The organism is Longimicrobium sp. (genome assembly GCF_036399935.1).
Lineage (GTDB): Bacteria > Gemmatimonadota > Gemmatimonadetes > Longimicrobiales > Longimicrobiaceae > Longimicrobium.
In genome coordinates, this window is record NZ_DASWMD010000081.1 from 15,963 (window position 1) to 37,957 (window position 21,995).

General features: G+C 71.5%; 19 protein-coding genes. All 19 read left to right on the forward strand.

Annotated features, from left to right (window positions below):
* Positions 1 to 48 precede the first annotated feature (48 nt).
* The 19 genes from VGB24_RS24120 to VGB24_RS24210 all read left to right on the forward strand — a co-directional run bounded on the left by VGB24_RS24120 (position 49) and on the right by VGB24_RS24210 (position 21,994).
* The gene (locus VGB24_RS24120) at positions 49 to 831 is read left to right on the forward strand and encodes a class I SAM-dependent methyltransferase (RefSeq protein WP_331075489.1); all 783 of its coding nucleotides are present in this window, start codon (positions 49 to 51) and stop codon (positions 829 to 831) included.
* Complete coding sequence (locus tag VGB24_RS24125; protein ID WP_331075490.1) at positions 815 to 2,032, forward strand: glycosyltransferase family 4 protein; 1,218 nt, start codon at positions 815 to 817, stop codon at positions 2,030 to 2,032. The genes VGB24_RS24120 and VGB24_RS24125 overlap by 17 nt, the downstream gene beginning before the upstream one ends.
* Before the next feature lie 70 nt (positions 2,033 to 2,102).
* Positions 2,103 to 3,416, forward strand: coding sequence for a glycosyltransferase family 39 protein (locus VGB24_RS24130; protein WP_331075491.1), 1,314 nt, complete (start codon positions 2,103 to 2,105; stop codon positions 3,414 to 3,416).
* A gap of 64 nt (positions 3,417 to 3,480) precedes the next feature.
* Entirely contained in the window at positions 3,481 to 4,638 is a 1,158-nt protein-coding gene (locus VGB24_RS24135; RefSeq protein ID WP_331075492.1) for a glycosyltransferase family 4 protein, read from the forward strand.
* Between the two features lies 1 nt (position 4,639).
* Positions 4,640 to 5,725, forward strand: coding sequence for a methyltransferase domain-containing protein (locus tag VGB24_RS24140; protein ID WP_331075493.1), 1,086 nt, complete (start codon positions 4,640 to 4,642; stop codon positions 5,723 to 5,725).
* Entirely contained in the window at positions 5,726 to 7,636 is a 1,911-nt protein-coding gene (gene asnB, locus VGB24_RS24145; protein WP_331075494.1) for an asparagine synthase (glutamine-hydrolyzing), read from the forward strand.
* Positions 7,637 to 7,646: 10 nt separating this feature from the next.
* Positions 7,647 to 8,768 (forward strand): glycosyltransferase family 4 protein, encoded by a 1,122-nt coding sequence (locus VGB24_RS24150; RefSeq protein WP_331075495.1) that lies wholly within the window; start codon positions 7,647 to 7,649, stop codon positions 8,766 to 8,768.
* Between the two features lie 3 nt (positions 8,769 to 8,771).
* Complete coding sequence (locus VGB24_RS24155) at positions 8,772 to 9,401, forward strand: class I SAM-dependent methyltransferase (protein WP_331075496.1); 630 nt, start codon at positions 8,772 to 8,774, stop codon at positions 9,399 to 9,401.
* Between the two features lie 199 nt (positions 9,402 to 9,600).
* Complete coding sequence (locus tag VGB24_RS24160) at positions 9,601 to 10,254, forward strand: class I SAM-dependent methyltransferase (RefSeq protein ID WP_331075497.1); 654 nt, start codon at positions 9,601 to 9,603, stop codon at positions 10,252 to 10,254.
* Positions 10,255 to 10,333: 79 nt separating this feature from the next.
* A complete protein-coding gene (locus VGB24_RS24165; RefSeq protein ID WP_331075498.1) occupies positions 10,334 to 11,122 on the forward strand; it encodes a class I SAM-dependent methyltransferase in 789 nt (262 codons plus the stop codon).
* 46 nt (positions 11,123 to 11,168) lie between these two features.
* A complete protein-coding gene (locus VGB24_RS24170; protein WP_331075552.1) occupies positions 11,169 to 12,284 on the forward strand; it encodes a glycosyltransferase in 1,116 nt (371 codons plus the stop codon).
* The gene (locus VGB24_RS24175; RefSeq protein WP_331075499.1) at positions 12,281 to 13,120 is read left to right on the forward strand and encodes a class I SAM-dependent methyltransferase; all 840 of its coding nucleotides are present in this window, start codon (positions 12,281 to 12,283) and stop codon (positions 13,118 to 13,120) included. Before VGB24_RS24170 ends, VGB24_RS24175 begins: the two co-directional genes overlap by 4 nt.
* The gene (locus tag VGB24_RS24180) at positions 13,117 to 13,974 is read left to right on the forward strand and encodes a DUF3473 domain-containing protein (protein ID WP_331075500.1); all 858 of its coding nucleotides are present in this window, start codon (positions 13,117 to 13,119) and stop codon (positions 13,972 to 13,974) included. The genes VGB24_RS24175 and VGB24_RS24180 overlap by 4 nt, the downstream gene beginning before the upstream one ends.
* Positions 13,937 to 14,590, forward strand: coding sequence for a class I SAM-dependent methyltransferase (locus VGB24_RS24185; protein WP_331075501.1), 654 nt, complete (start codon positions 13,937 to 13,939; stop codon positions 14,588 to 14,590). Before VGB24_RS24180 ends, VGB24_RS24185 begins: the two co-directional genes overlap by 38 nt.
* Complete coding sequence (locus VGB24_RS24190; protein WP_331075502.1) at positions 14,577 to 15,812, forward strand: glycosyltransferase family 4 protein; 1,236 nt, start codon at positions 14,577 to 14,579, stop codon at positions 15,810 to 15,812. Before VGB24_RS24185 ends, VGB24_RS24190 begins: the two co-directional genes overlap by 14 nt.
* 6 nt (positions 15,813 to 15,818) lie before the next feature.
* The gene (gene asnB, locus VGB24_RS24195; protein ID WP_331075503.1) at positions 15,819 to 17,723 is read left to right on the forward strand and encodes an asparagine synthase (glutamine-hydrolyzing); all 1,905 of its coding nucleotides are present in this window, start codon (positions 15,819 to 15,821) and stop codon (positions 17,721 to 17,723) included.
* 59 nt (positions 17,724 to 17,782) lie between these two features.
* Positions 17,783 to 18,604 carry a hypothetical protein gene (locus tag VGB24_RS24200; RefSeq protein ID WP_331075504.1) on the forward strand — a complete coding sequence of 274 codons (822 nt, stop codon included), beginning with the start codon at positions 17,783 to 17,785 and terminating at the stop codon, positions 18,602 to 18,604.
* 265 nt (positions 18,605 to 18,869) lie between these two features.
* Positions 18,870 to 19,505 carry a polysaccharide biosynthesis/export family protein gene (locus tag VGB24_RS24205; RefSeq protein WP_331075505.1) on the forward strand — a complete coding sequence of 212 codons (636 nt, stop codon included), beginning with the start codon at positions 18,870 to 18,872 and terminating at the stop codon, positions 19,503 to 19,505.
* Between the two features lie 35 nt (positions 19,506 to 19,540).
* Positions 19,541 to 21,994, forward strand: coding sequence for a polysaccharide biosynthesis tyrosine autokinase (locus VGB24_RS24210; RefSeq protein WP_331075506.1), 2,454 nt, complete (start codon positions 19,541 to 19,543; stop codon positions 21,992 to 21,994).
* Position 21,995: the final 1 nt, after the last annotated feature.

Here is a 21,995-nt window from a genome sequence, read left to right on the forward strand (position 1 = left end):
ATTCGCGCGCCACCCTCCACCTCTCTGGCCCGGAAGGCGAAGCACACAATGAGCAGGTCGCACGACCGCGGTACACGGAATGGAGAGCAGGACGCCCGGGTGATCGAGATCCTGCGCGCGATGAAGGACGACGTGAAGCTGGTGGCGCCCAGCCTGGCGACCTGGTGGCTCCACCACCTGAAGCACAGCGAGGGCCGGTACCTCGACATCCTGTCTTTCTTCCGCCCGTCGGAGCGGGGGGGCGACATCCTGGAGGTGGGGGCCGTTCCCGGCCAGTTCACGGTGCTGCTCAAGGAGCTCGGGTACCGGGTGCGCGGCGTGGACCTGGACCCGGATCGCGTGGGAGGGCTGTGGAGCAAGTACGGCCTGGAGGTGGACCGGGTCGACATCGAGCAGGAGCCGCTTCCGTTCGCGTCGGGCTCGTTCGACCTGGTGCTCTTCACGGAAACGCTGGAGCACCTCCGGCTGAACCCCCTGCTCGCGCTGCGGGAGATTCACCGCGTGCTGCGCCCGGGCGGGCGCATGATCCTGAGCACGAACCACATCACCCCCGTGCACCGGCTGAAGTTCTTCCTGGGCCGCCCGTATCACGCGAACGCGCTCGACGAGTTCAGGAAGCTCGAGGAGCTGGGCCACATGGGGCACTTCCGCATCTACCAGTGGGACGAAGTCAGGAGCTTCTGCGAGTTCGTGGGCTTCGACATCTCGCAGCGCGCGTACCGCGGACCCGTGCTGCTGGGCCGCAAGGCCGGCGCCGTCCTGTCGCTCCTTCCGGGAAGCGTGCGGGACAACTTCCGCCACTCGGTGTACGCCATTGCCGAGAAATCCTGATGGGCCGGCGCCGGGTGCGGAGGGGGGCTCCGGGCGCCTGCTCCTGTACTCGGTCGAGCTCCCCCCCGGCCCCGGCGGCATCGGAACGCAGACCCACCAGATGGCCCTCCACCTGACCCGCCTGGGCTGGCGGGTCAGGGTGGTGGCGCCCTACGGGCTCGCCCGGACGGAAGCGGCCGCGGCCTTCGACCGCGCCCAGCCCTACTCCGTCGTCCGGCAGCGGTCGTGGCGGTGGACGTCGGTGCGCATGGCGGGCCAGTTCGCCTCGGCGCTCCGGGCGGCGGTGGCCTGGCGCCCCGACGTGCTGGTCGCGGCCGGCTACTCGGCCGTGTGGCAGGGCGCGGCCCTCGCGAAGATCCTTCGCCGCCCCTGGATGGCCATGGGATACGGCACCGAGTTCCTGCAGGGCGGAACCCGGGGCGGCGACATGACCCGCGCCGCCTTTGGCCAGGCCGATGCCGTCGTGCTGTGCAGCCGGTACACCGAGCGCCTGATGAACGACATGGGCATTCACCCCGCGCGGAGCGTGGTGGTGCATTGCGGCGCCGACGACGACGTCTTCGCCCCCGGCCGCGGCGGCGGCGAGCTTCGCCGCCGCCTGGGCCTGTTGCCGGGCCCCGTGCTGCTGACGGTGGGGAGCGTGAAGGAGCGGAAGGGCCAGGACGTGGTCATTCGTGCCCTGCCGCAGCTGCTGCGGGAGTTCCCGGACCTGGTGTACGTGGTCGCGGGCCGGCCGCACCCCCATCCGGAGTTCGTGGAGCTCGCCCGGTCGCTGGGCGTGTCGGACCACGTGCGCTTCCTTGGCGAGGTGCGCGCGGAGGACCTCCCGGGATTGTACGACCTGGCCGACGTGTTCGTGCTGGTGAGCCGGCAGACGGCCCGGGGCGACATCGAGGGCTACGGCATCGCGGTGATCGAGGCCGCGCTGTCGGGGAAGCCGGCCGTCGTGGCCCGGGGATCGGGCACCGAGGAAACGATCGTCGATGGGGAAACCGGCGTCCTGGCGGAGCCGGGAGACCCGGCCGACACCGCCCGCGCGCTGGGGGCGCTGCTGCGCGATCCGGCCTTGCGGCTGCGGATGGGCGCCGCCGCCCGTCGGCGCGCGTCCACCGAAGGGACGTGGGCGTACTCCGTCGAGCAGTGCGATTCCGTGCTCCGCTCGGTGGCCCGGCTACCCTCCACGGCCGCGGGCCCGCGATGACCCCCTCCGTTCGTCCGGCCGTGCACCGGGCCTTCCCGCGCCGGTCCGCGGACGCGGGCCCGGTGATCCGGTGCTGATCACCGTTTTCGTGCTCGTCCTGGCCGGGGCCGGGGTCGCCCTTTCCCGCGCCCTGGGCGGCCGGCACGACCGGGGGTTCCTCGTCTTTCTGTTCGTCGCGGCCTTCGGCCTGCGCATCTCGTTCGCGCTGTTCCTCACCCAGATCCTTCCCGACTGGGTCGTCGACCATCCGAACCTTTCGCTGGGCTTCCTGGGCGACGACGGGCGGCTGTACCACCAGCTGGCGATCCGGTCGGTCGAAGCGTGGGGCGCGGACCGGAGCGCCCTCCCCGAGTTCGTGGCCTGGCAGGGGGCGTCCGGCTACATCCTGCTGCATGCGCTGATCTTCCGCGTGTTCGGCCCCGACCTGCTCGCGATGGGCGCGTTCAACGCCTTTTTGGGCGCGCTCGTCCCCGTGTTCACCTACGAGATCGCGCGCCGGGCGTTTTCCGAGCCCGCCGCCCGGCTTTCCGCCCTGATGGTCGCGCTGTACCCGGAGCAGATCGTGTACTCGGGGAGCAACCTCAAGGACATTTCCGTCACCGCGGCACTCATGATCGGCGTGTGGGCGGGCACCCGGCTGCAGGAAAGCGGTGAAAAGCGCCACTCGTTCCGGCACGCGGCGGTGCTGGGCCTGCTCGGCGCCTACCTGGCGCTGGCGCGCTTCTACCTGGTGCCGGTGCTCGCGGGTGCGCTCCTGCTGAACCCGGGGGGTGCGCGCAAGGGCGGGGTGGGGGGCACGGTGCGCCGCGTGCTGGCGGTCAGCGTCCTGCTCGCGCTCGCGTCCGTTCTGCTCGCGCAGATCTTCCCGCGCTCCATCGTCATGTTCCAGGACCCCGTGTCGGAGATGTCGGGCTTCTACGGACGGATGGTGCGTCCCCGGGCCGGGTCCATCTACGCGCTCATGGAGCCGCCGCTCAGCTTCATCTTTCTGCCTTTCGGCATTCTCCTGGTGATGGTCACCCCGCTTCCCCTGTGGGCCGTCCTTTCGCCCGAGCCCACGCTGTACGTGCTCCTGCCGGGGATGGTCGCCTGGTATCTCGTGCTCCCGTTCGTGGCGTACGGCATGTGGGTGAGCCGGGGGCGCGAAGGGTCGGCGCGGATGCTCCTGTTCCTCGTCGTGGGGGTGCTGGTGCTGCTCGCCGCCAGCGGGAGCGGACTGGTGACCACCGGGCGAACCCGGCTCCCCATCCAGCCGCTGCTCCTGATGTTCGCCGCGGCGGGGATCCGCGAGTGGCTGGCCGGCCGGCGGATGGCGGGTGTATGGGCCGCGGGATACACGGTGGCCATCAGCGCCACCATGATGGTGTACGTGTGGCTGCGGTGAGGCCGCTCGGGAACGGGTGGCCCGATGTCTGCCCCGCGGCGGCCCCCTCCGGGGCTCGCGGGCGATGAACGCGCTCCTGCTCGGGATGGGCGAACCCGTCGGAGACACCCTCCCGCGGCTGGCCGCGTACGCGGAGCGGATGGAAGGACGCATCCACTACGTCACCTACACCTCGCGGGGCAGCCGGCTGGGCCCGCAGGTGTTCGGCGGCCGGGTGCACGTGCATCCGACCCGTTCGCGAAGCCACCTGCACTACTTTCGGGACGCCGCCGCCATCGTGCGCGACGAAGCCCGCCGCTTCACGCCCGACGTGGTGTACGCGCAGGACCCGTTCGGAACGGCGCTGGTGGGGCTGTGGGTACGGCGCCGGTACGGCACGCCGCTGGTGATCGGGAACCACTCCAACTTCCTGGAGAACCCGGGGTGGGTGGGCGAGCGGCCCCTGTACTTCCGGCTCCTGCACCGGGTCGCCGAGTTCGTGCTTCCCCGCGCCGACGCCTGGCGGGTGGTGAACCCGGTACAGCGCGACGTGTACGTGGAGCGCCTGGGGATTCCCCGGGCCAGGGTGACGGTCCTGGGCACCCCCACCGACGTGCGGCGCTTCGCCGAGCCGCAGCCGGAGCGCGCGGCGGCGCTGCGGGAGCAACTGGGAATTCCGGCGGATGCGCCGGTGATGCTGTGGGTGGGGCGGCCGGTGCCCGTGAAGCGCCTGCCCGTGCTGGTCGAGGCGTTCGGCCACGTCGCCGCGCGGCACCCGCGCGCCCGGCTCCTCGTCGTCGGAAAGCGCGCCCCCGACGCGGACGACGTCGGGGCGCTGCAGGCCGCCGCCGCGGACCCGCGCGTGATCTGGCTGCAGGACGGCGTTCCCCACGCGGAGCTGCCCGCCTACTACCAGCTGAGCACGGTGTACACGCACACCTCCGTCTACGAGGGGCTGAGCAAGGTGATGCTCGAGGCCGCGGCGGCCGGGCTGCCCATCGTCACCACGGCGGTTCCCGGACAGGAGATCGTCAGGGACGGCGAAACCGGGTTCGTGACGCCGGTGGACGATCCCCGCGCCCTGGCGGAGCGCGTGATCTCATTGTTCGACGATCCCGAAACCGCCCTGCGCATGGGCGGGAACGGCCAGCGGCGGGTGCTGGAAACGTTCGACCGCGACCGCGGGATCGATGCTTTCATCCAGATGCTGCGCCGCGCGGCGCGGCCCGATCAGGGAGACTGACATGTGGTGGCTGACCGAACTCGATGCGCTTCTCCAGTGCCCCCGCTGTGCCGGTGCCCTGTCGGTGGAGGAGATGACGGACGACGGACAGGGACTGATCCGCTGCGCGAAGGCGGAGTGCGGGCTTAGCTATCCGGTGATCGACGGGATCCCCCGCTTCCTCCTGGGCGAGGAGCGGAAGAGCTTCGTGCAGCTGCACTGGCACCGCCTGACGGCGGGGGCCAAGCGGGCGCTTTCGCTCGAGTACGGCGAAGCCGTGCAGTGGGAGGGGCAGAAGATCACCATGCGGTCGTACGACTTCCAGCACCGCAACCTGTACGAGCTGGCCTACTCCGACCCCAAGGTCGCCGAGAAGACGCTGGCCACGGTGGGCAAGACGTTCCGGCTGCTGTACCCGGCCGGCAACCTGAAGCACCGCAAGCTGGCGCTGGAGGTGGGGGTGGGGATCGGGGGAATGCTCAAGAACCTGTCGCTGCACGCGGGACCGGACACCCGCATCGTCGGGGTCGACCTCACGTCGAGCCTGGACTTCGCCGCGCGGCAGTTCACCCGCGAGGAGCTGGCCACCCGGGTCCTGCTCGTGCAGGCCAGCGTCTTCGACCTTCCCCTGCGTCCGGGCATCGCCGACTTCGTCCTTTCGCACGGGGTCCTGCACCACACCCCCGACCCGCAGCGGGCCTTCGACGAGTGCGCCGCGCGGGTGGCGCCCGGCGGCGAGATCCACGTCTGGGTGTACGGCGACCGGTTCCGGAGCAGCCACCCCACCCTGTATCGCATGAGCTGCGCATTTCGCGACTGGCACTCGCGCCTGTCGCCGGCGCTGCTGTGGAAGCTGTGCGCGGTGTACGCCGTGGGGTCGCGGGCGGTGGCGCCGCTTGCCCGTCCCATCTTCCCGTACCGCTTTCCGGTCCGCAAGCTGAGGCGCTTCTGGATGGACAACCTGCTGAACCCGTACAACCACGTCTACAACCGCGAAGAGCTGCTGCGCTGGAGCCGCCCGGACCTCGCCGGGTTCGACGTGGAAAGCACGGGGGGGGCGTGGACCATCCACGCGACCCGCCCCGCGTCGGCCGCGGAAGCCGCGTAGATGTGCGGAATCGCCGGGCTCGCCGGCGTGGCCGGCGCCGCGGACGACGCGCTGGCGCGCACCCGCGTCATGTGCTCGGCGCTGGTGCACCGCGGCCCCGACGACGAGGGGGTGGCGGCGCTCGGTGCGTGCGTGCTGGGAATGCGGCGGCTCAGCATCATCGACCTGGCCTGCGGCCAGCAGCCGCTCGCCAACGAGGACGGCTCCGTGTCGGTGGTCTGCAACGGCGAGATCTACAACCACGCCGAGCTGCGGCGCGACCTGGAGCGCAGGGGGCACGTCTTCGCGTCGCACTCCGACGTCGCCGTCGTCCCGCACCTGTACGAGGAGTACGGCGACGACTTCGTGACGCACCTGCGCGGCATGTTCGCGCTGGCCCTGTGGGACGGAAAGCGGCAGCGCCTGGTGCTCGCGCGCGACCGCCTGGGGAAGAAGCCCCTCTACTACGCCGAGCACGGCGGGCGGCTGGTGTTCGCCTCCGAGCTCAAGGCCCTGCTCGCCAGCGGCGTGGTGGCGCCGGAGGTGGACTGGACGGCGATCGGCCGGTACCTGGTGTACAACCGGGTGCCCAGCCCGTCGTGCGCGGTCAGGGGCGTGCAGAAGCTGGCGCCCGCCCACTACCTGGTGTACGATCAGGGGGCGGTTCGCACCGTCCGCTACTGGCGCCCGTCGTTCGCCGACAAGTGGCGCGCCACGGAGCGGGAGTACCTGGACGAGGTGGAGCGCGTGCTCGCCGACGCGGTGCGGGTGCGGCTGATGAGCGACGTGCCCCTGGGCGCCTTTCTGAGCGGCGGGGTGGATTCGGGGCTGGTGGTGGCCCTGATGGCCCGCGAGATGAGCGCGCCGGTCAAGACGTTCTCCATCGGGTTCGCCGACCAGCAGTTCTCGGAGCTGCCGTACGCCCGCCGCGTGGCCCGGCACGTGGGGGCCGACCACCACGAGTTCGTCATCGAGCCCGACGAGCCGGAAATCCTGCGCAGCATCGTCTACCACCTCGACGAGCCGTTCGCCGATGCCTCGGCGGTGCCCACCCACTACGTGTCGCGGCTGGCGCGGCAGCACGTGGCGGTGGCGCTCACGGGCGACGGGGGCGACGAGAGCTTCGGGGGATACGAGTGGTACCTGGCGATGAAGGGCGCGCTGGCGTACCAGCGGGTGCCTTCGCTCGTCCGGCGCGCGCTCAGCCGGGCGGCGGCCGGCGTCCCGCACTCCGACAGCCGCGCGCGGCTGCCGCAGGCGGTGCGCAGGGCCAAGAACTTCACGCGCCGCCTGGGCCCGAGCTATTCCCACCCGGCCGACCTGTTCGTGGCGCTTTCCTCGCCGGACGTGGACGGGTGGCGGGCGCTTCTCAGCGACGGGGGGCGCAGGCTGATGCAGCCCGCGCTGGACGGGTCGCGCCGCAGGGAGCTGGTGAACGAGTACGACGGCGACAGCGCGGTGGAGAGCATCATGTACTCGCAGCTGCTGGACATGCTTCCCGACCTGTTCTTCGTGAAGGTCGACCGCATGTCGATGATGAACTCGCTGGAGGCCCGCTCGCCCTTCGCCGACCACCTGCTCGTGGAGCTGGCCGCCCGCATTCCGTTCGAGTTCAAGGTTCGGGGGGGGACCACGAAGTACCTGCTCAAGAAGGTGGCGGAGCGCTACCTGCCCCGCGACGTGATCCACCGGCAGAAGATGGGCTTCAGCATCCCGGTGGGCCGCTGGATGCGCGAGGGACGGTACCGGGAGTTCGTGCACGACGTATTCGCCTCGCGGTCGTTCCGCACGCGGGGGCTTTTCGACCTGGACGTGGTGGATGGCCTGCTGGCCGACCACGTCGCCGGGCGCGCCGACCACTGGCCGCGGCTGTGGAACCTGCTCTGCCTGGAACTGTGGCTCCAGCAGTACGCGTCCGCGCCGCGGGCCTGAAGGAATTCTCATGCACGTTCTGTGGTTCAACATGAAGATGGACGAGGGCGATCCGCTGCTCGCCTTCACCATCGACTGGGTCAACGCCTTCGCGCGGTACGTGGACAGGGTGACGGTGGTCACCATGGTCGCCGGGACGTACCGGGTGCGCGACAACGTGCGCGTGCTCTCCATGGGAAAGGAGCGGGGGTTCAGCGAGCCCAGGCGCGCGCTGGAGTTCTACCGCCTCGTGGGGCGCACGCTCCGCCGCGACCCGGTGGACGCCTGCTTCGCCCACATGGTTCCCCTCTTCGCCGTGATGGCGGCGCCGCTGCTCAAGCTGTACCGCGTTCCGACCGTGCTCTGGTACGCGCACGGCCACGTCCCCCGCATCCTGCGGGTCGCGCACCGGCTGGTGGACCGGGAAATGACCTCCATGCCCAACGCCTTCCGCATTCCGAGCACCAAGCTGCACGTGGTGGGGCAGGGGGTGGACACCGACGTGTTCGTTCCGGCGCCGCGGGGCACGCCGGCGCCCGCGGACGCCTTCACCGTGGTGCACGTGGGCCGGCTGTCGCCCATCAAGGACCTGGGAACGCTGGTGGCGGCCGCCGACGAGCTGGTGAACCGGCGGGGCCGCACGGAGCTGCGCGTGGAGCTGGTGGGCGACGTGTGCATTCCTTCGGACGAGGCCTACCGCGCCGAGCTGGAGGGCATGGTCCGGCGCGCGGGGCTGCAGGAGCACGTGCGGTTCCGCGGCGCCATGGCGTTCCGCGAGGTTCCCTCGTGCTACGTGGACGCCGACGTTGCGTTCAACGGCTGCCCGACGGGCGCCCCCGACAAGGCGGCGCTCGAGGCGCTCGCCTGCGGCGTGCCGCTGGTCGCCAGCAACGAGACCTTCACCGGCATCCTGGGCGGCGATGCCCCCGGCCTGGTGTTCCGCCAGGGCGACGCCGCCGACCTGGCCGACAAGCTGGAGCGCCTCGCGGGCCGCGGGGCCGCCGAGCGCCGGGCCCTGGGAATGCGGCTGCGCGACACCGTGGTGGCGGACCACTCGCTCGACCGGTGGGCCCGGCTGCTGCTGCGCATCATTGGCGAGGTGACCGGCGGCACCCGGGCCGCCCGCGCTTCGCTCGAACCTTCGGACCCCTGAGCCATGCTTTACGGACGGGAACACTTCTATCCCATGTTTCGCGAGCGGGTCGATCTCCTCGCGAAGGCCGACCCCGTGCTCGACCTGGGGACCAACTTCCGGTACCGCAAGGAGCTGAAGCCTTTCGCGAAGAGCTTCGGGCCCCGCTACGTGGCCATGGGATACCATTCCTCCAGCGAGCACGGCGACCGCAACGTGCACGTGGACGGCGACATCCACGCCCTGCCCTTTGCCACCGGGTCCGCCGGCGGTATCTTTTGCCTCGAAGTCCTGGAGCACCTGCACGAGCCGCAGGCGGCCATCGACGAGATGCACCGGGTCCTGCGTCCCGGCGCGCACCTGCTGCTGACCACCCCGTTCATGGCGCCGTTCCACGCCTCGCCGGGAACCAGCGGGTACCACGACTTCTTCCGCTACACCGACGACGGGCTGCGCTTGCTGATGCGCCGCTTCAGCAAGGTGGAGGTGGAGCCGTTCGGCGGCCTGCCCTACCGCCTCCTGTCGGGGCTGGTTCCGCTGCCCGTGCGGCACGCGGTGCTTTCGAGCGGGCTCGCCATGCGGGTGTTCAACGCGCTCGACTCCCGCCTTCCCACGCGGAGCCCGCTGCGCTGGCTGGCGTGGGCGACGCGCTAGAGGCGCGTGGCGTGCATAAGGTGCGTCCGCACCCGCGCGCGCGGCGCGGACAGGATGGAAACCACGTTCGAAGAGCATCCAGGTGGGCCAACGATTCGCGATCGACATCGACGAGGTGCGGGACCGGGTACGTCAATCGTCACCCCTTTCACCGGATAGCACGGCCAGGATCCTGAAGGCGCATTTCACCTCTCCCCGGGTGATCATCCCGTACCTCGGGGCGCGGTACTCCTTCGCGCAGAAGAAGGTTCTCGAGATCGGCAGCTCCTTCGGGATGCACCTGTTCTACTGGGGACCGGGGAGCCAGGGCGTGGAGGCGCGCGAAGACGCGGCCGCGTTCACGACCGCCCTGGGGTTCCAGACACACCGGATGAACGTCGAGGACGAACTCGGCACGCTGCCGGCCGGCTCGTTCGAGGCCATCCACACGAACGCGCTGTTCGAGCACCTGGTGGCGCCGCACCTGTTCCTGGCCCGCTGCTACCGGCTGCTCGCGGCCGACGGGATCCTGGCCATCGGCCACCCGGTGGTGCCCCCCACGCTCACGAAGTGGGCGTGGAGCGCACTGGACCTGGCGGGGTGGAACGCCGTGGAGCACGTGAACTTCTTCACGCCCATGACGGCGCGGCTCACCCTGGAACGAGCCGGGTTCGAGGTGCTGGAGCAGCTTTCGCCGGGTCCCCTGCGCGTGCATCCGTTCGTCGCGCGCACGACCACCGGGATCAGCGCCAGCCTGTACTCCATCTGCCGCAAGCGCCCGAACTACCGGTACGAGAAGAAGCGGATCGCCGCCTTCGATCCGGCGAGCTGCCGCGACGACCTGCACGTGTTCCGGGACGAGGGCCCGGCGTGAGGGGCGAACGCCGCCGGCGCGCCCCCGGGTCTGGCCGCTGCGCGAACCCGGAAATTTCACCCGCAGCAAGAGACGCCAGATGACGAAGCCGTGGCCCGAACTGTACACGGGCGGCTGGACGGTGACGGGAAACGTTGGGAAGGTGAAGGTCCAGCACGAGCTTCGGTCGCTGATCGACCGCCGTCCGGATCTCCGGGTGCTCGACATCGGGTGCATCGGCCCGCAGCCGCTGGATTTCTGGCGGCCCCTGCTCGAGGGCACCTCGTTCCACCTCACCGGGGTCGACGTCGCCGACATCGAGCGGGGAATGGCCGTGGTCCGGGAGCAGGGATGGGGCAGCCGGGTGAGCCTGCACACGGGGAGCGGCTACGGCCTGACCGACCTCTTCTCGCCCGATTCGTTCGACGCGCTCGTCGCCACGCAGGTGCTGGAGCACGTGGCGCGGCTGGACCTGTTCATGAAGCAGGTGGGCACCGTGGTCCGCCCCGGCGGAGACGTGTTCTTCACCCTCGATTCCGCGCACTGGCTTTCGCGGTTCACCCCGTCGGAGCCGGTCCGGCTCGCCAAGAACGTGGTGAAGAAGGCGCTGAGCGTGGTGGGGCGGGAGCGCCACTACGACCTGCCCTGGTTCGACCACGAGGTCGAGGCCGCGTGCCGGCGGGCGGGGCTGGAGGTGGTGAGCTTCGGCTACTACAACATCCCGGAGCTCAAGTACATCTACGGCCAGGTGCTTCCCCCCGCCGAGCGGAACGCCTTCGCCCAGCGCTGGTTCGAACTCGAAGACGCGCTGAATGCGCGCCCCGAGGTTCGGGAGCGCGCGCGGCACTGCTTCCTCGTGCTGTACGTCCATGCCCGCCGGCGCGCCTGAGTCGCCGCCGCGGCGTGCCGCGGCGGCGAGGGGGCCCGGGTTGAAGGTGCTGCACGTGCAGAAGGTGAACGGGATCGCGGGCTCCGAGGGGCACCTGCTGACGCTGCTGCCCCGGTTGCACGACGGCGGGGTCCGGATCACGATGCTGGCCCTGGTGGGCCCGGAAGGCGGGGCCGAGGAGTTCCTGCGGCGCATGCGCGACGCGGGGGTGCCGGCCGACACCATGGAGCTGCGCGGGCACCTGGACGCCACGCTGCCGCTTCGGCTGGCGCGCTACGTCCGGCGCGGCGGGTTCGACGCCGTGCACACCCACCTGCTGCACGCCGACCTGTACGCCCGCCCGGCCGCGCGGCTGGCCGGGCGCCCCGTCGTTTCCACCTACCACTGCGACGACCCGGACCACCTGAGGCCCGGCGTGCGCCAGGCCGACGCGCTCACGGCCCGGCTCTGCGCCGGCGTGGTGTGCATCTCCGAGGCGGTGGCCGAATTCGTCCACCGCGAGATGCGCGTTCCCCGGGGCCGCCTGCACGTGATCCACTACGGGATGCAGGCCGACGACCGGGGCGGGGCCGCCGACCTGCGAGCCCTGATCGGGGCCGCCCCCGTGGACCGGGTGGTGGGGATCGTGGGGCGCCTGGTCGAGCAGAAGGGGCACGTGTACCTGCTGCGCGCCATGCGCCGCGTCATGGACGAGGTGCCGGACACGCGGCTGGTGGTGGTGGGCGAAGGCGGGCTGCGGGGGAGCCTGGAGGCGCTCGCGGCGGAGCTGGGCATCGCCGGCCGGGTCCACTTCCTCGGGTACCGGACCGACGTTCCCCACCTCACCCGCCAGTTCGACGTGGCCGTGATCCCGTCGCTCTTCGAGGGGTTCGGGATGGTGTGCCTGGAGGCCATGGCGGCGGCGCGCCCCGTCGTCGCCAGCCGGGTGAGCGCCATCCCCGAGATCATCGAGGACGGCGAAACCGGCCTCCTGGTCCCCCCGCGCGATCCCGGCGCCCTGGCCGGCGCGGTGCTCCGGGTGCTGGCCGACCCCGAGCAGGGGCGGCGCATGGGCGCGCGGGGGCGTGGGCGGCTGGAGGACGAGTTCACGGTGGACGCGATGGTGCAGAAGACCCTGGATTTCTATCGCTCCGTCCTTGTGACAGGAAGTGCGCGGCTATGAGTGCAGTGGACGTCAAGCGGAAGACCGCCGAAAGCTTCGCGTACGAGTGGGACCGCTTCAGCGCGCCCCCCGAAGAATGGGAAGCGAACTTCCGCGGCTACTTCCGGTTCTTCCCCGACGGGTTCTTCGCCGGCAAGCAGGTCCTCGAAGCGGGAAGCGGGATGGGCCGGCACACCTTCTACCTGGCCAAGCTGGCCCGGCGGGTGGTTTCCATCGACCTGGGCGACGCCATCCGCGTGACGCAGCGCAACACCCGCGGGGTGGAAAACCTGGCGCTCGCGCAGGCCGATATCGACCATCCTCCGTTGCGGGCGGAGTCGTTCGACTTCGTCTGCAGCATCGGGGTGCTTCACCACCTTCCCGACCCCGAGGCCGGCTTTCGGAGCCTGCTGCGGCTGCTGCGCCCCGGCGGGACCATCCACGTGTACCTCTACTGGGCGCTCGAGGATGCCCCGGCCTGGAAGCGCGGGCTGCTGCGCGCGGTCCGCGCGTTCCGGCGGCTGACCGTCCGCATGCCGTACCCCCTGCTCGACAAGGTGGCGTGGGTCACGGCGGCCGGCGGCTACGCCACCTTCGTGCTCCCGTACCGGTACCTGTCGCGCCACCGGGCCACCCGGGGCCTGGTCGCCGAGTTCCCGCTGCAGGTGTACGCGCAGTACCCGTTCAAGGTGTGCTACAACGACCAGTTCGACCGCCTCTCGGCGCCGCTGGAGTTCCGGTACAGCCGCGCCCAGGTAGAGGAGTGGTTTCACCGGGCGGGGCTGGAGGACGTGCGCGTGGAGCCGCACTTCGGCTGGATCGCGTGCGGGCGCAAGCCGGAGTCCGCCGGCGCATGACGGCCGCGCCGGTGCGCCACGCCTTCACCGTCGACGTCGAGGACTGGTACCAGGCCATCCCCATCGCGCCCGGGGCGAAGGCGGCGGCGGAAAAGCGGCTCCCCCACGCGATGGACGTGCTCCTGGAACTGCTCGACCGGCGCGGCGTGCGGGGCACCTTCTACTGGCTGGGCCCCGCCGCCGAAGAGCATCCCGAGGTGCTGAGGCGCACGGTGCGGGCGGGGCACGAGATCGGCTGCCACGGGTGGTCGCACGACCTGGTGTACGAGATGACGCCCGAACGCTTCCGCGACGAGACGCGGCGGGCGTGCGACGCCATCTCCAAGGTCACGGGCGCCCCGGTGGCGGCCTACCGGGCGGCGTACTTCAGCGTCACGCGGCGGTCCCTGTGGGCGCTCGACGTGCTGGCCGAGCTGGGGTTCAGCAACGACTCCAGCATCTTTCCCGTGGTGAACTGGCGGTACGGCATTCCGGACTACGGGCAGGAGCCGCGCGACGTGGCCACCCCGTCGGGCATCATCCGCGAGTACCCCCTGTCGGTGCGCCAGGTGATGGGGCGCGCCATTCCCGTGTCCGGGGGCGCGTACCTGCGCATCTACCCGTACGCGCTCACGCGGGCCAACTTCCGCGCGGCCGAGCGCGACGGGCGGCCGGTAATTTTCTACATTCACCCGTGGGAGCTCGATCCCGGGCACCCGCGGATCCGTTTTCACTGGAAGCCGCGCCTGACCCACTACGCCCGCATCGGGACCACCGTTCCCAAGCTGGAACGGCTGCTGGGAGACTTTTCGTTCACCACTCTGAAGGAGGTCATGGATGGCGGGGAAGCTCGATATCGTTCAGCGGCACTTTGACAAGGACGCCCACCGTTTCGACACCATCTACGAAACGGAGAAACCGCTTCACCACAAGGTGATGGACCGCTTTCGCCAGGTGGTGGTGCAGCGCTTCAACCTGATCCGCAACCTGGCCCCCCAGAACGGGCCGTGGACGGTGCTCGACGCGGGGTGCGGCCCCGGCCGCTACTCCATGACGATGGCCTCCGAGGGCGCGGCCCGGGTGGTGGGCGTCGACGTTTCGGAGGAAATGATCCGCCTGGCGCGCTCGGAGGCCGAGGCGGCCGGACTGGCGGACCGCTGCGAGTTCCACGTGGCCGCGTTCCTGGAGTTCCGCAGCGACGAGAAGTTCGACGTGGCGATCGCCACCGGGTACTTCGACTACCTGGACGAGCCGCTGCCGCACCTGCAGAAGATGAAGGCCATGTGCAAGGGCCGCATCTTCGCCTCGTTCCCCAAGCGGTGGGACTACCGGGTGCCGGTTCGCAAGCTGCGCTTCGTGTACGAACGCGGGTTCGTTCGCTTCTACGCGCACCACGAGGTGCGCGACCTGTTCGACCGGGCGGGCTTTGCGCGCGACCGGGTTTCCCTGATCGACCTTGGCCGTGACTGGATCGCCGTTGCCCGTCCCTGAGTCCGGCGCCCGCCCGGTGCGGGTGCTGCACGTCATCACCCGCATGATCCTGGGGGGCGCGCAGGAGAACACGCTGTTCACGGTCATCGGCCAGCAGCGCACCCCCGGGTTCCAGGTGACGCTGCTCACCGGGGTGGGCGACGGCAAGGAGGGCGACCTTCACGACCGCGCCCGCGCCGCGGGGGTGGACCTGGTGGTCATGCCCTCGCTCATCCGGCCCATCCGGCCCGGCGTGGACGCGCGCGCCCTGTGGGAGCTGTACCGCTTCATCCGCAGGGGCCGCTACGACGTGGTGCACACCCACTCGTCCAAGGCGGGAATCCTGGGGCGCATGGCCGCGCGCATGGCGCGCGTTCCGGTGGTGGTGCACACCCTTCACAGCCTGGTCTTCCACGAGTACCAGAAGGCCTGGCAGAACCGGGTGTACATCGGCCTCAAGCGGCTGTGCGCCCCCATGACCGACGTGCTGATCAGCGTCAACGACCGCACGGCGCAGGGGGCGCTGGCCGCCGGGGTCGGGCGCCCCGAGCAGCACGTCACCATCTTCAGCGGGATGGACCTCGACCCGTTCCTGTCGGTGGGCGGGCGCCTTTCGCCCGACCAGGCGAAGGCGCTCGTGGGCATTCCGCCGGGCGTGCCCGTGATGGGCAAGATCGCCCGGCTGTTCCCGCTCAAGGGGCACGAGCAGTTCTTCGACGCGGCGGCGCGGGTGGCCGCCGCCCGGCCCGACGCCTGGTTCCTGCTGGTGGGCGACGGCGAGCTTCGCGAGTCGCTGCAGGCCCGGGCGCGCGAGCTGGGCATCGCCGGGCGCACCGTGTTCGCCGGGCTGGTGCCCCCGGACGACGTGGCGCGCCACATCCAGGCCATGGACGTGGTGGTGCATACGTCGCTTCGCGAGGGGATCGCGCGGGTCATCCCCCAGGCGCTGGCCGTGGGCAAGCCCGTGGTCGCGTTCAACCTGGACGGAGCGCCGGAGGTGGTGCGCGACGGCCAGTCGGGGTACCTGGTGCCCGCCCTGGACGCCGACGGGCTGGCGGCGCGCGTGGTGGAGCTCTTCGGCGATCCGGCCCGGCGCGACGCCATGGGCCGCGCCGGGCGCGAGTTCGTAGCCGCCCACTTCGGCGTGGACCTGATGGTGGAGCGCATCAACCAGGTGTACTACCGGCTGCTCGGCCCGCGCGCGCCCAGGCCCGCACGGGTGGCCGAAGCCGCCGGGGGCTGACGGCACATGTGCGGCATCTGCGGCTTCTGGGAGTTCGGCGGGCCCCGGCCCGGGCACCGGGCACGGGTCGAGGCCATGAACGGCACGCTGGCCCACCGCGGGCCCGACGAGGCCGGCGCCCTGGTGGCGGGGGGCGCGGCCATCGCCATGTCGCGCCTGGCCATCATCGACCTGGCGTGCGGCCAGCAGCCCCTTTCCGGTGACGGCGGGCGGCTTTCCATCGTCTACAACGGCGAGGCGTACAACTTCGCCGAGCTGCGGCGCGAGCTGCAGGGCAGGGGGCACCGGTTCGCCACCCGCTCGGACACCGAGGTGGTGCTCACGGCGTACCAGGAGTGGGGGCCGGAGGCCGTGAGCCGGCTGCGCGGGATGTTCGCCTTCTGCGTGGCCCACACCGCCGGCGGGGGCGCCGCCACCGAGCGGCTGTTCCTGGCGCGCGACCGCGTGGGCAAGAAGCCGCTCTTCTACTACCACGACGGGGCGCGGTTCGTCTTCGGCTCCGAGATCAAGGCGCTGCTGGCGCACCCGGGCGTGCCGCGGCGGATGGACCGGCGGATGCTTCCGCTGTACCTGGCCCACGGCTACGTGCCCGCGCCGTACACGATGTTCGAGGGGATCCGCGAACTCCCCCCGGGGCATACGCTCGTCGTCGAGGCCGACGGCCGGGTGCAGGTCCAGCGGTACTGGGACGGATGGCTGCCGCCCCCCCGCCCCGCCGCGATAGGCGAGGCCGAGGCCGCGGAGCGCCTGCGCGTGCTGCTGGAAGACGCCGTGCGCGTGCGCATGGTCAGCGACGTGCCCCTGGGCGCGTTCCTGAGCGGCGGGCTGGATTCCACGGCGGTGGTGGCGTACATGGCCCGGCACAGCGGCCGGCCGGTGAAGACCTTCGCGATCGGCTTCGAGGGCGACCCCACCTTCAACGAGCTGGAGCACGCCCGGCGCGCCGCGCGGGCGTTCGGGACCGAGCACCACGAATTCGTGGTGACGCCCGACGCCCTGGACCTGCTGCCGCTGCTGGTGAAGCACCACGACCAGCCGTTCGCCGACTCGTCGGCGCTGCCCACCTACCTGGTGTCGCGCCTGACGCGCGAGCACGTGACGGTGGCGCTCACCGGCGACGGCGGCGACGAGCTGTTCGCCGGGTACGAGCGGTTCGCCGCGGCGCGCATGGCCGAGCGGTACCGCCGGGCTCCCGCGCCGCTGCGGGCGGCGCTCGAGGCCGCGCTCCGGGCCCTGCCCGAGTCCACCGGGTACCGCGGGTTCGTCCGGCGCGCCCGGCGGTTCGTGGAAAGCGCGCCGCTGCCCCTCGCCGAGCGATACCTGGGATGGGTGGGCATCTTCTCGCCCGCCTCCATCCGCGAGATGCTGGCCGGAGAGCCGCAGGGGGCGGCGGACCCGGCCTCGCACTTCGCCGGGTACTTCGCCCCGGCGGCGCACGCGGACCTGATCGGGCAGCTGCTGTACGTGAACGCCCACACGTACCTGCCCGGCGACCTGCTGGTGAAGACGGACCGGATGACGATGGCCGCCTCGCTCGAGGCGCGCAGCCCGTTCCTGGACCACACGCTCATCGAGTTCGCGGCGTCGCTCCCTTCGGCGCTCAAGCTGAAGGGCGGCACCACGAAGCACCTGCTGAAGCGGGCGATGGAGGGGGTGGTGCCGCGCGAGATCATCCACCGGCGCAAGCACGGCTTCGGGGTGCCGCTGGGCCGGTGGTTCCGCGGAGAGCTGGCCGGCTACCTGCGCGAAACGCTGCTTTCGCCCGTGGCGCTGGGCCGCGGGTACTTCCGGCCGGAAATCGTGCGCCGGCTGGTGGACGAGCACCAGGGCGGCCGGCGCGACCACGCGCACCGTCTGTGGGCCCTGCTCACGCTGGAGCTCTGGCACCGGGCGTACCTGGACGGGCGCTAGCGGGTGGTGAAAAATGGCCGCCCGCTCGCCGGGCCGGCAGCTCCGGCCGCGGCGAGGGAGTGCTCGCCGCCGGGTCCGAGCACCTCATCGGCCTTGTTGGGCCCGACATCGGAACGATCCGTTTGAACAGAAAGATTTCGGCGACCGCCGGGCGCCTGGTGGGGCTCGGGATGCGCATCGTCCCCGGCCGTTATCGCCTTGGCGCCGCCGTGCACCTCGCCGGAGTTCTGGCACCCGCGCTGCGGCGAACCTGGGCCTTCGGAAAGCTCCGCTTTCCGTTGAACTCCGAGCGGGACCTGTGCGTGCACCTTCTGATCCGGTGCATGATCGCCAGCGGGACCCCGTTCGATCTCCGGCTGCGGGTCGAGGGTGCCGACCTCCTCGATGCGGCGCTGGCTTCCGGGCGCGGCACCGTCATCGTGGCGCCCCACGCCCTCCTGTCGCTCCTGATCCTGCGGTACCTCCACGACCGGGGGCATTCACCCGTTGCCGTCGCGAACGCCGGGCGGATGGAAGTGGCGGGCACCGGCGCCTTCGCCGACACCGTGCCGCCTTCCCCCAACATCATGCGGGTGGTCGCCCGGCGTCTCCGCGAGGGGGCCATCGTCTGCGCCATGATCGACAGGGTGGCCGCCACCGTGAGGAAGACCACCCGGTTCGAAACCGCCGTCGGAGCCCTGCGGATCTCCGACGCGATCTTCCGGGTCGCGGTGCGGACCGATGCCATGGTGATCTTCACGGCGGCGCGCGTGGATCGAGGCAGGCTCTGCCTGGTGCTCGCCGCTCCGCAGCCGGGTTCGGAGGGCTCGGCGGACGCGATCGCGGGGGAGTTCATCGGGTTCCTGCAGGCGCATGCGGTCGCGGTGGCCGGAGCCTCGTGAAGGCCGCCTGGCCGCCCGGGGTGGATCGTTGCGCGGGGGAGGCGTGTACTCCCTTCCACACGCCGGCCCGCGGGTTCCGACGGGCGCCCGCGAGCCCGCGGAGCGACCGCGGAGCACCCCCCTCGCGTTGCGCGTGCACCGTATCTCGTTGTAGGTTTGCGTGCTGCGTGCCGTGCCGGGTGGCAGCCGGGAAGGGGCGGTGTCTGCTGCCGCGTCCCCGACGTGCCCACGCCGGTTCGCGTGCACCCATTTCTTCGTTCAGGGCATGAGATTGATCAAGATCGCCGCCTGCATGGCCGCCGTGCTGGCCTGCGCGCCCGCCGCGCGCGCGCAGAGCTCCTCCGCCGACAGCACCTCCATGCTCGCCCCCGGCGACATGGTCCGGATCACCGTCTGGCGCAAGGAGGAGCTGAGCGGTGAGTTCGCCGTGGGCCCGGACGGAAGCATCCTCCATCCGCTGTACCGCGACATCCGGGTGGCCGGAGTGCCCCCGGCGCAGGTCGAGGCGCGGCTGATGGAATACCTGCTGCGCCTGGAAACCAATCCGCGGTTCGTGGTGGAGCCGCTGTTCCGCGTGGCCGTGGGGGGCGAGGTGCGCAAGCCGGACCTGTACTCGCTCGCGCCGCCCACCACGCTCGCCCAGGCGGTGGCGGTGGCCGGCGGGCCGAGCGAGCGAGGGCGGCTGGACCGGGTGCGCCTGCTGCGGGCCGGCGCCGAGCAGGTGCTGGACCTTACGCGGGCCGACGCCGGCGGCGGCAACATCACCGTGCGTTCCGGCGACCAGATCCTGGTCCCGCGCCGGATGAGCGTGTTTCGCGACTACATCGCCCCGGCCAGCGGCCTGGCCGCGACGGCGGTTTCGTTGATCGCCCTCATCCTCCAGCAGACCCGGAAAGAATGACCGGGCGCGACTCCCCGAGACTTTCCAGCAGTACGATGCGAGCACCTGATCCAGTGGCCCCGAACCGGCTGCCTTCCGACCCCGAGCCGCGCCCCTCGGCCGGGCCCGCGCCGGTGCACCCGGACCCGTCCTACGGCACGGGGCTCAAGGAGTTCGTGGGGGTGCTCCGGCGGCATTGGCTGCTCATCCTGCTCGTCGTCACGGCGTCGATGGGGATCACGGGCTACGTGGTGTACACCGCCGCGCCCGTGTACCGTGCGACGGCGGTGATCCGGCTCATCGACCAGCGGCGCGCGCTTACGGGCGGGCTGGAGGATGCGGCGCTGGAACGTGTGGCGGGCGTGAGCAACGACCCGCTCCTCTCCGAAATCCAGGTCCTGAAGAGCCGCGCGGTCGTGGGGCGCGTGGTGGACCGCCTGGGCCTGCGCCTGGCCGCGGCCGATCCCGAGTTCCGGTTCGGCTGGCTCGAGGAGGTGCACGTGGGACCGGACGTCGTGGACGGCGACACCGTCCGCCTGGAGTTCGGGGCCGCCGGGGTGCGCCTGCGCACCGCCGGCGAAGACGTCCGTGCCCCCTACGGCCAGCCGGCCGAAGCGGGGGGGGTGCGGGTGGTGGTGCCCCGGCGTCCCCCGGTGGAATCGGCATCCCTGTCCGTCCTCCCGCGCGAGGAGGCCGTGGACCACGTGATCGGCACGCTCCGCGTACGGGCGCGTGAGCGCACCAACGTGCTGGACCTGGAGTACGCAGCGACCGATCCCGTCCTGGCACAGCGGGTGGTGAACGCCGCCGCCGAGGTCTTCAAGGACGCAAACGTGCTGGCGGCGCAGGACAAGTCCAGGCGGCGCCGGGAATTCGTCGAAGAGCAGCTGCGCCGGACCGATTCGATCGTGAGCGACGCCCAGGGCGCCCTCAGTGATTTCCAGTCCCGGGAGCAGGTGTTCAGCTCGAGCGAGAAGTTCGCGAGCGAGCAGCGCGCCACGCTGGACCTGGAGGTTCGCCGGGAAGAGATGGACACGGAGCGCCGCACCCTGGAGTCGCTGCTGGCCACCGTCCAGCGCGGCTCGCCCAGCGGGTCGCAGGCGGCGCTGCGGGCCCTGGTCTCGTCGCCCACGCTGGCCACCAGCCCGGTGATCCAGAACCTGTATTCGCAGCTGGCCCAGTACGAGGCCCGGCGCGATTCGCTGACGGCGGGTTCCGAGGCGAGCACGAGCACCAACCCCGACGTGCAGCGGTACGAATCGCTGATCGCGTCTACCCGCACCCAGGTGGCGTCGGCGGCGCGCAGCCACATCGACCAGCTCGCCGCGCGCATCCGGGTGCTCGACCAGCTGCGGGCGCGCAACGCCGGCAAGCTGGAAGGGCTGCCCCAGGCGCAGGCCGAGGAGGCCAGGCTCGTGCAGAACGTCGAGACCATGCGGGGGGTGTCGGAGCAGCTGCGCGAGGAGTACCAGCGCGCGCGGATCGCCGAGGCGGTGGAAGCCGGGCACGTCGAGATCGTCGACGCGGCGGCCGTGCCGCGTACGCCGGTCAGCACGGGCCGCGGGGCCAAGCTGGCGTTGAGCCTGATGCTGGGGCTGCTCCTGGGGAGCGGCGGGGCGTTCATGATCGAGCACCTCACCACGTCCATCCGCCGCCGCGAAGACATCGAAGCGGTGCTGAACGTGCCCAGCCTGGCGCTCATCCCGCAGATTTCCAACGGCAAGGAGCGCCGCCGCCTGCTGCCGTTCGCGCACGCGAACGGCAACGGCCGGGGCTCCGCGAACGGGGCCGGGCCGAAGGGGCGCCCGCAGGCTGCCGCCACCGACCTGGTGACGCTGGCCGACGGCCGCTCCGCGGGTGCCGAGGCCTACCGCACCCTGCGCACCAACCTCATCTTCTCGCAGTCGCGCGGCCCGCTGCGCACGGTGGTGGTGACCAGCGCCGCCCCGGGCGACGGAAAGACGACCACGGCATCCAACCTGGCGATCGCGTTTGCGCAGCACGGGCTTCGCGCGGTGCTGGTGGACTGCGACCTGCGCCGTCCGCGTGTGGACGGCCTGTTCGCCATTCCCAAGACGCCCGGGCTCACGGAGCTGGTGCTGGGCCACAATACGCTGGGCCAGGTCACTCGCCCCGGCCCGGTGCAGGGCCTGACCGTGATCCCGTCGGGCACACAGCCGCCCAACCCTTCGGAGCTGCTGGGCAGCGACGCCATGCGCGAGGCCGCGGCCGAACTGTCGGCCGCGTTCGACGTGGTCGTGTTCGACACCCCGCCCCTGCTCGCCGCCGCCGACGCCGCCATCGTGGGGTCGTTCGCCGACGGAGTGGTCCTGGTGGTGCGCGCCGGCCGCACGGAGCGGGGCGCCGCACAGCAGGCCAGCCGGCAGCTTGCCGCCGTGGGCGCCAAGCTGCTCGGGGCGGTCCTCAACGACCCCGACGCCAAGATGTCCGGGTCCGGTGAATACGGGTACTACTCCTACTATGGCGGGGGCGAAGGGGCCGACCGGTAAC